This window comes from Hymenobacter arizonensis (genome assembly GCF_900115775.1).
Lineage (GTDB): Bacteria > Bacteroidota > Bacteroidia > Cytophagales > Hymenobacteraceae > Hymenobacter > Hymenobacter arizonensis.
This window is the reverse complement of the sequence record NZ_FOXS01000003.1, coordinates 678,330-690,113: the sequence shown is the minus strand read 5'-3', so window position 1 is coordinate 690,113 and position 11,784 is coordinate 678,330. Positions and strand designations below refer to the sequence as shown.

General features: G+C 57.3%; 9 protein-coding genes, 1 tRNA gene and 2 rRNA genes. 9 read left to right on the top strand and 3 right to left on the bottom strand.

Features of this window, described 5'->3' with window-relative positions; genetic code table 11:
- Positions 1-266 (top strand): 23S ribosomal RNA (locus BMZ66_RS14430); the annotation flags it as partial.
- 111 nt (positions 267-377) lie between these two features.
- Positions 378-489 (top strand): 5S ribosomal RNA (gene rrf / locus BMZ66_RS14425).
- Between the two features lie 233 nt (positions 490-722).
- Here rrf and BMZ66_RS14420 read toward each other — a convergent pair.
- Positions 723-796: transfer RNA gene (locus BMZ66_RS14420), tRNA-Ile, on the bottom strand.
- 100 nt (positions 797-896) lie between these two features.
- On the opposite strand from BMZ66_RS14420, the gene BMZ66_RS14415 reads away from it, so the two are divergent.
- The 5 genes from BMZ66_RS14415 (at position 897) to BMZ66_RS14395 (ending at position 5,071) form a co-directional block, all read left to right on the top strand.
- A complete protein-coding gene (locus BMZ66_RS14415; protein ID WP_177204729.1) occupies positions 897-1,556 on the top strand; it encodes an HAD family hydrolase in 660 nt (219 codons plus the stop codon).
- A 148-nt stretch (positions 1,557-1,704) separates the two neighbouring features.
- Entirely contained in the window at positions 1,705-2,787 is a 1,083-nt protein-coding gene (locus BMZ66_RS14410) for a site-2 protease family protein (RefSeq protein WP_234795095.1), read from the top strand.
- Positions 2,788-2,926: 139 nt separating this feature from the next.
- Positions 2,927-3,565, top strand: coding sequence for a hypothetical protein (locus tag BMZ66_RS14405; protein WP_092674690.1), 639 nt, complete (start codon positions 2,927-2,929; stop codon positions 3,563-3,565).
- Positions 3,566-3,679: 114 nt separating this feature from the next.
- Positions 3,680-4,513, top strand: coding sequence for an MbnP family protein (locus tag BMZ66_RS14400; protein WP_092674687.1), 834 nt, complete (start codon positions 3,680-3,682; stop codon positions 4,511-4,513).
- Between the two features lie 210 nt (positions 4,514-4,723).
- Positions 4,724-5,071 (top strand): hypothetical protein, encoded by a 348-nt coding sequence (locus BMZ66_RS14395; RefSeq protein ID WP_092674684.1) that lies wholly within the window; start codon positions 4,724-4,726, stop codon positions 5,069-5,071.
- A gap of 71 nt (positions 5,072-5,142) precedes the next feature.
- Here BMZ66_RS14395 and BMZ66_RS14390 read toward each other — a convergent pair whose 3' ends face one another.
- Positions 5,143-6,381 carry a cation:proton antiporter gene (locus BMZ66_RS14390; protein WP_369407597.1) on the bottom strand — a complete coding sequence of 413 codons (1,239 nt, stop codon included), beginning with the start codon at positions 6,379-6,381 and terminating at the stop codon, positions 5,143-5,145.
- Positions 6,382-6,569: 188 nt separating this feature from the next.
- Complete coding sequence (locus BMZ66_RS14385) at positions 6,570-7,760, bottom strand: phosphoglycerate kinase (RefSeq protein ID WP_092674681.1); 1,191 nt, start codon at positions 7,758-7,760, stop codon at positions 6,570-6,572.
- A 264-nt stretch (positions 7,761-8,024) separates the two neighbouring features.
- Here BMZ66_RS14385 and BMZ66_RS14380 point away from each other — a divergent pair, with 264 nt between their 5' ends.
- Complete coding sequence (locus BMZ66_RS14380; RefSeq protein WP_092674678.1) at positions 8,025-10,784, top strand: D-alanine--D-alanine ligase family protein; 2,760 nt, start codon at positions 8,025-8,027, stop codon at positions 10,782-10,784.
- A 195-nt stretch (positions 10,785-10,979) separates the two neighbouring features.
- A complete protein-coding gene (locus BMZ66_RS14375) occupies positions 10,980-11,741 on the top strand; it encodes a PASTA domain-containing protein (RefSeq protein WP_092674675.1) in 762 nt (253 codons plus the stop codon).
- Positions 11,742-11,784 lie beyond the last annotated feature (43 nt).

The window sequence follows — 11,784 nt, the reverse complement described above, 5'->3', positions numbered from 1 at the left end:
GGGCGTTGGAAATTTGACAGGACCTGTCCTTAGTACGAGAGGACCGGGATGGACCAGCCGCTGGTGCGCCGGTTGTACCGCCAGGTGCAGCGCCGGGTAGCTACGCTGGGACGAGATAAGCGCTGAAAGCATCTAAGTGCGAAACTCACCTGGAGATGAGATTTCCCAATTGAAGGCCCGTCGGAGATGACGACGTGGATAGGCGGCAGGTGAACAAGCAGAAATGCAATAGCTGAGCCGTACTAAGTGGCCGAGGGCTTCGCAGCTACACTACGGTGTATAGATTTCGTCAAACGCGCAACCAGCGCTTCGTTTTTGTCCCCTTATGTCAACGTTATTGAGTTGGTTCACCTTTGAACACGAACCAACCCGCCAGCAATGGTGGCTTTAGCCCGGGTGTTCACCTCTTCCCATTCCGAACAGAGCCGTTAAGCCCCGGTGCGCCTATGGTACTGCCTTCACCGGTGGGAGAGTCGGTCGCCGCCAACCTTTTTTTACAACCCCCGCGCCCCCCGCCTGCCGTCACCGGCCCGCGGGGGGCGCGCTGCGTTTTGGCCCACTTGAGAAATCTGGTAAAGAAGTGGAATGGGCAACAGATAGGTTAGCGCTCCACAAATTTTCAATAACCTATCCGGACGAAAGGAGTAATTAGGTTCCCATATCAGTTTATCCGGCCAGAGTATCAACAAAAAACCCCGTCCCTTTGCTAAGGAACGGGGTAGTGGGCCCAACTGGAATCGAACCAGTGACCTGCTGATTATGAGTCAGCTGCTCTAACCGATTGAGCTATAGGCCCGATGCTGGAGGCAGTCATCTTTCACCTCAACCCTTGCCGTTTCCGGCCCTCCAACGGGTACAAAAGTACGACCTTAGGGCCTGGAAAAACAAACAAGCACATGCTACCTCACTTGTTATTTGACTTTGGCGGAGTAATCATAGACATTGACTACGATGCTACTCCGGCGGCAATGCGGCGAATAAGCCGCGCTGGCAGCACCATAGCGTATTCGCAGGCTCAGCAAAGCGAGCTTTTTGACCTCTTTGAAACAGGTCACCTCTCCCCTGCCGAGTTTCGGGCAGGATTGCGTGCAGCTTACGATTTGGATGCAACTGATACTGAGATTGACGCTGCGTGGCATGCCATGTTGCTGGAGGTCCCAGCCGAACGGTTGGCTCTCATTGGTGAGCTACGCAAGCAAGGACACCAAACGGCATTGCTGAGTAATACGAATACCCTGCACATTGCTGAAATCAATCGGCGCTTGGCTGCGCAGTATGATTTCAAGAATGGTATAGCCGATGTGCTAGACCGAGTATTTTACTCGCAAGAAGTGGGTTTGCGTAAGCCGGGAGAGGAAATATTCCGCCATGCGCTAAATGAAATGAACTGGGAGGCTGCGGATACGTTGTTCATTGAAGATAGTCCGCAACACGTGGCCACGGCCCGGCGTCTGGGACTGCGGGTGCTGCACTTGGCCCCGCCCTTTACCCTTACATCTGCCCTGCCCGAAGCCATCCGTGCCTTTCCCCGAGAATACCCCTCCGTCAATTCCTGACCCTGAATTTGAGCGCTCTCCCCTGCCCTCGCCCATTACGCCTGGCTCAGCTTGGATGAGAGGTGAGCGTGCGCGCGCCCGTCAACTCTTCCGGCGATTTGAGCGGCCGGAACCATCGGCGGGCTATACGTATTCGGTTCACATTTTTTTGTTTCTGGTAACGCTTGTTACCACGACCCTTGCGGGCGTGCAATTGACGCGGGGAGACCTTGGCTTTTTGGCGCTCGATGTATTTGAGTTGCGAGGCGTCGCCTTCAGTGAGGAAGTACAGCGGGGGCTGTGGTTTGCGCTGCCCTTCTTGGGCGTGTTGACGGTGCACGAGTTCGGGCATTACTTCACGGCCCGGCGCAACAGGGTCCGTACTTCGTTGCCGTATTATATCCCATTCCCCATGGGGCTGGGCACATTCGGGGCAATTATTCGAATCAAGGAACGGATATTTTCGCGACGCGAGTTTTTTGATATTGGGCTGGCCGGGCCCTTGGCGGGGTTTGTGGTGGCGGTGCCATTGCTGATTTATGGCTTCACGCACTTACCCCCGCTAGAGGATTATCTATTTAAGATTCATCCTGAATACGCGCAATACGGGGCCGACTATGCCCACTATGTTTACCCACCCGGCGAACAGGGCATCACGCTGGTAAAGCCCTTGTTGTACCAGTTTCTTGAGGCCACTGTAGCTGACCCCACCCGGCTGCCACATGCCAATGAGCTGCTGCATTACCCCGTGTTGCTGGCTGGAGCGCTCAGCTTATTCTTCACCGCACTGAACCTGCTGCCGATGGGGCAGCTTGATGGTGGACACATCCTTTACGGATTGTTGGGCCGCCGCCGTTTCAACCGGCTAGCGCTGGCGCTTTACATAGGGTTTATATTTTATGCTGGGCTGGGCATGTTCACTTTTGAAAGCAACTGGCAGCACTGGTTGTATGGTGGGCCGGTTTATGCGTTGTATCTGGGCATAATTTTTTGGCGAGTGTTACCCACACCCCGCCAGGGACTGCTGTTAGGGGCAAGTATTTGGGCCGCCCAATTGGCCTTCACAGTTGCGGCACCAACGATTATGGGTAATCCGGGCTGGCTGATTTTTGGTCTACTATTGGGACGCCTTACCGGAATTTATCATCCACCGGCACCCGACGAGCGGCCGCTAAGCGCCAGCCGCAAAGTACTAGGCTGGGTGATGATACTTATTTTTGTGCTGTGCTTTACCCCGAGCCCGTTTAAGTGAGTTGGGGTGCGTGCTATTGCCTGCGTTGGTAATTGCCAACAAGGCCGTAGACCATACGTCTATATTTTTTGGCGCTAGCTGAATCTTGCGCCTCCTTTTGTTTCTTGCCCTAGCGTCGGCCTTTGCCGCCTTTTCTGGAATGATATTTACCCAAAAGCAGCTTTTGCTGGGCACTACGCACATTGCTTTGCGCACGGAAAGCCTCTATATATGCAAGCGGAACCCGCAGGGGGTGGCGACGCTCGAAACCGAGGTCCCGTACGAAGAAATTTTGCCGGTGAAGGCGAGCGAACACCGCCATATTCCTACCAACCAGCTGGTGTTTACAGCGTTGTTGCTGGGTTTGCTGGGTTATAGCCCCTGGCGGGAGTGGCTGGCTACCGGCCAGGCTGGTTTCCAAATGTATTCCTGGTGGCTGGTGTGTGGCGTCAATGCCTTGGCTTTCTGGATACGCTTTGAGCAGCAGTGGTGCACGTTCCGCCTGCAGACGGCCCACTTGGCTGTGACTCTGGCTGGCCGCCCTTGGCAGCGCAAGCAGTTCCGAAATCTGGTGATAGAGTTGGAGCGCCGCACCAAAACTTATTTGCGCACTGAGTATGGACAGGTAAACCCGCTGGGTTTTATTGAGCCACAGCTACGACGGGTGGCTTGGCTACACGAGTTGGAGGTGCTGAGTGCCCGCGAAGCGCAGGCCTTGAGCACCCGCCTAACGGGCCGACGTACGTCCGATACGCTTAAGAGCATGGGACAGGAATTGGAGTCGCCGTACTTAAATTAGCTGTGTGCGCTTGATTTGCGAGCCGTTGCTCTGGCAACATTCTAATCCCAATGCAGCTTTATGATTGTGTAATCGCATTTGCTCACGGCCTGTAGTCATCTTTTCTCTCTTACGATGAAACGTTCGCCCAACTCCGACTTCCTCAAAGTTGCCATGGTGCTTTTGCTATGCCTTGCCGGCTGCAAAAAGAACCCAGCGGGCCCTGAGTCTGGAGCGGGCGAATTGGTGGTGAGCATGGATAATGGGGTGAGCACGACCAGCACCACAAATGGCACCTCTTTCAGCCCGTTGGTGCTTAATGCGACTACCTACAAGAATGCCAACGGCGATGATTTTACCGTGAGCACGTTCAAGTATTACATCTCGAATGTGAGGTTGCTGAAGGCCGACAACTCCACTTACTTGGTGCCCGATAGCTACTTTTTAGTGGACCAATCGGCTCCTGCTTCGCAAAAGCTCAAGCTCACGGCGGTTCCAGCGGGCGAGTATACTGGCATTTCGTTTACGGTGGGTGTCGACAGCGCACGCATTAAGGCAGGCGGTTTTACGGGTGTGCTCAACGCCAACAACGGTATGTTCTGGGACATGAACGGACCGGAGTTCATCAACATGAAACTAGAAGGCCGCTCGCCCCAGTCGCCTACTACGGGCCTGGTTTTTCACATTGCCGGGCACAAGGGAGCGGCAAACAATACCATCCGCACGGTGGCCCTCCCGTTTGGTGCTTCAAAGCTGTTAGTGCGGCCAAATCACTTGCCGGAGATTCGTGTGCAAGTTGATGTTGCCAAACTATTTACAGGACCGAACACGGCCATGCTGGCCCCGCCCTTTCTAAACCCGGTAGATTTTAGCATTGTGTATAACAGGATGAGCGGTCCGGCAGTGGCAAAATTGGCTGATAATGCGGCGGCTGGAATGTTTACGGTAACACGTATCGACGCGAATTAGCGCTTTGCTTGAGGTGCGCCTTAGGGCGCTTGGAATTGTTAGTAATAATCTGATGCAGCGCCGTGCTTATTGTTAAGGCTGTCTTTTTGGCTTCCACTGTGGAAAGCGAGTAGGCTACGTGTTGGCCCGTGACAGCGGTGTGGAAAAGCCTCGCTCTGGGAACCCCGGGCCGTTGGCGTCGTACCTATTGGCACACCAACCCCTTTGACAATGAGCATTTCCCTGAACCCGCAGGCCGTTATTTATGCCAAGCGCCTCATTCGCGATGGCAACATAAAGAACGACGAAGGCCATTGGAGCGAGCACAACCCTAATACTGAAGAAGAAAACGCCTTTTTAGAGGAGCACGAAATCGAGGAATACGGTAACTGGCACCTCGGCATTGATACCAGCAAGGGCGAAAACACCAAAGGCCGTTTTAAATACCCCTACGGTGACTTCAAGTCGGTGCACCGCGATGGGCTGATTGCGGTCAAAGAGCGTGCTGCGCAACAAGGCTGTACCGATATTGAAAACGCTGCCGACCAATTGCTGAAGGCGCTGGAAGAAAATGCTTAGCCGAAATTAGGCGCAAGCAAAAGCCCCACCTGCACGCAGGTGGGGCTTTTGCTTGGCTGGCAAGGCGACATTTAGTGATGCGCCTGAGCGGGCCCCTGCCCTGCCAGGCCCAGTCGCTCCACGAGTTTGCCAATGGTGAGGCCCTGCACCAGAATGGAGAAAACCACCACCACGTAGGTGACGGCCACCAGCAAATCGCGCGATGCCAAGGCGGTGGGCAATGACAGAGCCAGCGCCACTGAAATGCCTCCGCGGAGCCCGCCCCACGTGAGGATGGCCAAGCCGCTGCGACCGTAGCGCACCCGCGGAGGCAGCAAGGCCAGCGGCACGGCCACCGACAGCGCCCGCGCCGCCAACACGACCAGTACGGCCGCCATTCCAACGGCCAGATACGTTTTTTCGAATCGCAGCACCAGCATTTCCAGCCCTATCAGCACGAACAGCAGGGCGTTCAGGACTTCGTCGATGAGCTCCCAAAACTTGTCGAGGTACTCCCGGGTCACGTCGGACATGCCCAATCGACGGCCTTGGGTGCCGACCACCAGCCCGGCGGCCACCATGGCCAAGGGACCCGACGTGTGCAGGGCTTCGGCTAGGGCAGTACCGCCCATGACGAGGGCCAGAGTGATGAGCACTTCTACCTGGTATTGGTCAATGGACTTCAGCAGGCGGTAGCCTACATAGCCTAGAACGGCGCCCAGGGCAATGCCGCCAACGGCTTCGCGGGCAAACAAGCCCAGTAATTCGGGGCCGCTCATGCTTTCCATGCCCTGACGGGCCACCTGCAGCAGGCTGATGAACACGACTACGCCCACGCCGTCGTTGAACAACGACTCACCTACCACTCGAATTTCGAGCTGTGGCGGGATGCGGGCTTTGCGAAGAATACCCAGAACGGCAATGGGGTCGGTGGGCGAAATCAAGGCGCCGAACAGCAAGCAATCGATGATTGGCAATCCCAGACCCACCAGCGGCAGCAGCAGGTACATGGCGCCAGCCACCAGCATCGTCGAGAGCACGGTGCCGGCAGTTGCGAGCGTGGCTACCGCGCCTTTTTCCTGGCCCAGGGCCTGAATGTCGGTGTGCAGGGCGCCAGCAAAGAGCAGGAAGCTGAGCATTACCTGCATGAGCAGGGCGCTGAAATCGACGCTGCGCACCAACTCGCCTACGTTCATTACCCAGCCCACCCCCAACTGGCCCAGAACTACGACTACCAGCGAGGAAGCCAGCCCCAACACCATCAGGCCGATGGTACTGGGCAACTTTAAGAATTTGAAATTGACATAAGCAAAGGCCGCGGCAACGACCATAAGCAAAGAAAGGACACTGTATAGATGCATAGGCTGAAAGGAGTTTGGGGCCGCAAGGTACATTTCAAGCCCAACTGCTCGCTTGAAAACTTCCTTGCTTCGCTCTTACGTAAAGACGCTGCTTTTGCCCAAAAAAGCCCCGGATACGAATAACCGGGGCTTTTTGTCAGCGATAACAAAGCCAGTGCTTAGCCCAGCGCTACCACGCCGGGCAGCTCCTTGCCTTCCATGTATTCGAGCAGAGCGCCGCCGCCGGTGCTGATGTAGCTCACCTGCTCGCCGAAGCCCAGCTGCTGCACAGCCGCGGCCGAGTCGCCGCCGCCGATGAGCGAATAAGCGCCCTTGGCCGTGGCATCGGCAATGGCGTGCGCCACCTGTTCGGTGCCTTTGGCGAAGTTGCTCATCTCGAACACGCCCATAGGGCCGTTCCAGAGAATGGTTTTGCTGTCGCGGATGATGGCCGTGAAGGCTTCGCGGCTCTCGGGACCGAGGTCGAGGCCCATCCAACCTTCGGGGATGTCCATGTTAGACGCTTCTTTCGTTTCGGCGTCGTTGGCGAACTTGTTGGCGATGAGCGAGTCGGTGGGCAGCACCAGGTTCACTCCTTTTTCCTTGGCCTTTTCAATGAGTTCACGGGCCAGGTCCACTTTGTCGGCTTCGAGGAGCGAGCTGCCTACTTTGCCGCCCTGGGCCACGGCAAACGTATAGGCCATGCCGCCACCGATGAGCAGGTTGTCGACTTTATCCAACAGCTTCTCGATGATGAGAATCTTATCAGAAATCTTGGCGCCGCCCATGATGGCGGTGAAGGGCCGCTCGGCTTCTTCCAGCACTTTCTTGGCATTGTCGAGTTCCGACTGAAGTAGGTAGCCGCCCACCCGGTCTTGGGGCGCAAACGAATCGGCCATGACGGCGGTGGAGGCGTGGGCCCGGTGGGCGGTGCCGAAGGCATCGTTCACGTAGACGGTGCCCAGCTTGGCCAGCTTGGCGGCAAACTCCTGGTCGCCGCCTTCTTCTTCCTTATAAAAGCGGACGTTGTCGAGGAGCAGCACCTGGCCGGGTTGCAGGGCTCCGGCTTTCTGCGTGGCGTCGTCGCCCAGCACATCGCCGCCCCACTGCACTTCGCGGCCATACTCTTGGGTGAGGCGGGCCACCAAGCTTTCCAGAGAGAATTTCTTTTCGTAACCGCCTTTGGGGCGGCCCAGGTGCGAAAGCAATACTACCGAGCCGCCATCGTTTAGGATTTTCATTACGGAGCGGGTGGCCATGCGAATGCGCGTGTCGTCGGTAATGTTCAGGTCTTTATCGAGCGGCACGTTGAAATCGACGCGCATCACGGCCCGCTTTCCAGCGAAATTGTAGGTATCGAGGGTGTTCATGGGAGGATTGGGAGGAAGTTTGAGGCTGCAAAGTAGCACGATAACTCCCCTCCTTGCTAAGGAGGGGATGCTGGAGCGACGCGCCAGCTGGGGTGGTTGAAGTCGTTGCACGATGGCTGAACGACCTAGGTGGACATCGTTCGGGTGTCGTTCAACGACTTCAACCACCCCCGTCCGAGCCTGCGGCTCGAACATCCCCTCCTCATCTGAGGAGGGGAGTTTTCGTTCAACTCCCCCGTTACCTCCCTTACCTTTGCAGTACTTATGAAAATCGGCATTTTTTTCGGGGGCACATCGCGCGAGCGGGAAATTTCATTCGCTGGCGGCCGCACCGTATTCGATAATTTAGACAAGGCCCTGTTTCAGCCAGCGCCCATCTTCGTGGATAGCCTCGGGCAGTTCATTTTGCTCGACTGGCAATACATCTATAAGGGCACCATTCGGGACTTCTACCCGCCGATTTCGGCGCAGGCGCCGTCGCTGCATCACTTGCAGGTCTACATCGAGAGCCTGGGCGAGCTGAGCGAGGAGCAAAAGCAGGAGGCCATTGAGAAAGTGGGTCGGCGAGTGCCTCTGGAGGAACTGCCGCGACTCATGGACTTTGCTTTCCTGGCCCTGCACGGGCCGGGGGGTGAAGACGGGGCCATTCAGGGCGTGCTGGAGTGGCTGGGTATCCCCTACTCGGGCTCGGGCATTTTGCCTTCGGCATTCGGCATCGACAAGGTGGCCCAGAAAAACCTGCTGCACGCGCTGGGACGGCCTACCCCCACCTTCCGCGTTATCACGGCCGAAGAATGGGACACGACTGACCACGCCGCCACGCTGGGCTACCTGGTGCGCGAGCTGGGCTTGCCGTTGGTGCTGAAGGCGCCGCGCCAGGGGTCCAGCATTGGGGTGAGCATCCTGAAAACGGATAGCCTGCCCAAGTTTGAGGCGGCCATTGAGCGCAGCCTGTTTCGCAAAATTGTGACGCGCGAAATGTGGCAGCGCCTGGGCGACCAGGACAAGCTGGCCTGGGTGCAGCAACTTATTGATATCCGCGAAGGCATTGGTTTGCCGGTGGTAATTGAAAGCTATCCATTGTCAGGTGATGGCAGCGCTCTTATCACTGATAACGAGCAACAAGTAACTATTTACCATCCCGAAGTCCTGCTCTCGGCGCTGACTGAGCGCCTGGAAACCGCGGAGGCAATACGCCTGACCAACGTGGACGGCGAGACGCAGGTGCTGGTAGAAAGCTTTGTGGCAGGCCGCGAGTTCAGCTGCATTGTGGTGGAAGACCCCAACGGGCTACCCCTGGCGCTGCCTCCTACTGAGATTGTGAAGGGCGACGAGCTGTTTGACTACCGCTCGAAGTACTTGCCCGGCCTGGCCCGCAAAATCACGCCCATCGATTTGCCAGAGACGAAAATCCAGGAGATTCGGGAGGCTTGCGAGGAGATGTTCCGCACGTTTGGCTTCCAGGTGTACGCGCGGCTGGACGGCTTTGTAGGTCACGATGGCCGCTTGTTCCTGAACGACCCAAACACAACTTCGGGCATGCTGCCGGCGTCGTTCTTTTTCCACCAAGCGGCGGAAATCGGGCTTAACCCCTCGCAGTTTCTGACCTACCTCATTCGTACTTCACTGGCTGCCAGGCGCCGGGCGGGCTTGCGGCCAGTGAAGCTGGCCCAGCTGCTGGCCAAGCTCGATGAAGCCGTAGCAGGCCGGCAGCACGAAGCCACCGAGCGCATCCGCGTGGCCGTGATTATGGGCGGCTACTCGTCGGAGCGCCACATTTCGGTGGAAAGCGGCCGCAACATCTACGAAAAGCTCAGCTCATCGGCGAAGTATGCTCCGGTGCCGGTGTTCCTCACTGGCTCGGCCGAAGAGCACCGGCTCTACGTGCTGCCCGTGAACGTAATGCTGAAGGACAACGCCGACGATATTCGCGAGAAGATTGAGCACGCCGAAGCCGGCGAGGCCGCGCACCCCATTCTGGAGCGCATACGCCGCGAGGCCAGCGTGATTACCAGCACCTACGCTGGGCAGGCACTGTCGCTGCCGCGGCGCATTTCGTTTGAAGACCTGGCCCAGCTGGCCGATGAAGTCTTTATTGCTTTGCACGGGCGGCCAGGTGAAGATGGGGCTTTGCAGCAGCAGCTGGAACAATACCACCTGCCCTACAACGGCTCGGGCGTGGCCAGCAGCAGCATCACCATCAATAAGTTCGAGACCAACAAGCGCCTGCGCGAAGCCGGCCTGCGCGTGGCCGAGCACCGCATGGCCAACAAGCTGGAGTGGCAGGCCGATGCCGAAAGCTTCTACCGCTCGCTCGAAACCCAGTTCCCCTACCCTTTCATTGCCAAGCCCGCCGACGACGGTTGCTCTTCAGCGGTGAAGAAAATCAAGAACCGGGCGGAGATGGAAGCTTTCAGCCAACTCATTTTCCGCACCGAAGAAGACCTGATGCCAGCCCCAGCCGAGGTTTTGCAGCTGGGCTTTAAGGAAGAATTCCCGCGTAAGGATGCCTTTTTGGTTGAAACGTTGATTAGCCGCGACGGCGCGGCGCACTTCCTCGAAATCACGGGCGGCTTGCTCACTTCGTACGACACAGAAGGGCAGCTCGACATCGAAGTTTTCGAAGCCAGCGAAGCCCTGGCCACGGGTGAGGTACTGAGCCTGGAGGAAAAATTTCTCGCCGGTGAGGGCCAAAACATCACCCCGGCCCGCTACGACGTGGACCCCGCCGAGCGCCAGCGCATTTCCGACGAGGTAAAAGAGGTGCTACGCCGCGTGGCGGAGGTACTCGACATTCAGGGCTACGCCCGCATCGATGCATTTGTGAGGGTGCGCACCGGCGGCGAGGTAGAAGTGTTGATTATTGAAGTTAATTCGCTGCCGGGCATGACGCCAGCCACCTGCATTTTCCACCAGACGGCCCTAGCCGGCTATACCCCCTACCAGTTTATCGACCGGATTCTGGAGTTTGGCAAGGCGCGGGTAGAACGCTCAACGCAAGTCCCAACTCTCCTCCTTGGATAAGGAGGGGATGTTCGAGCCAACGGCTCGGACGGGGGTGGTTGGATTCGTTGAACGATACTTGAACGAGGCGCCTACAAGTAGTTCCAGCATCGTTCAACGACTTCAACCACCCCAATTTCCGCTTCGCGAAAATGTCCCCTCCTTGATAAGGAGGGGAGTTTTTGTTCTTAACATCACAAAATCGTTTCCTTCCGCATGTCATTCTTTTCTGCTAACAGCGCGCTCGACGTTATCAAGCACCTGGTTCTCATTGCACTGGCGGGGGCGGCGCTGGTGCTGGGCTTTTTCTACGTGTATCTGCCCATGAGCACCCACCACGGCGAGACCATTACGGTGCCCAAAGTGACGGGCATGAACGTGGCCGACCTCGAGAACTACCTGGAAGAGCGGAAGCTGGCCTACTTCGTGGACGACTCCAGCTACAGCGCCAACATCCGGCCGTTTACGGTGCTAGTGCAGGACCCTGCGCCGGGCGAGAAGGTGAAGGAAGGCCGCAAGATTTACTTGCAGGTGAGCATGAAAAACCCGCCGGTGATTAAAATGCCCAAGCTCACCGACGGCTCCGCGAAGAATGCCATGCTCATTCTCAAGAGCTACGACTTGGTGGTAGGACAGATTCAGCTGGTGCCCGACCTGGCCCAGAATGCCGTGCTCAAACAGCTGGTGAACGGCAAGGAAATAGCCCCCGGTGCTCCCATTGCCAAAGGCACCAAGGTAGACCTGGTGGTGGGCGACGGCCAGGGCAACCAAACCTTTGCCGTACCCAACCTCGTGAACATGCCCGAAGACGAGGCCATCACGCTACTCGTGGGCCAGGGCTTGCAGAAGGGCGAAGTGTTTGAGCAAGCCGCTGAAGATGGCCAGGTACCCGGCACGGTGGTGCGCCAGCGCCCAGTGGCCGGCCCCGACGCCACCATTCGGATGGGCCAGCTGGTGGACATCTGGGTAGCCAAATAATTTCGTATCCCCAGGGCACCGAGCGGTGCTTTGTGTCCCGATG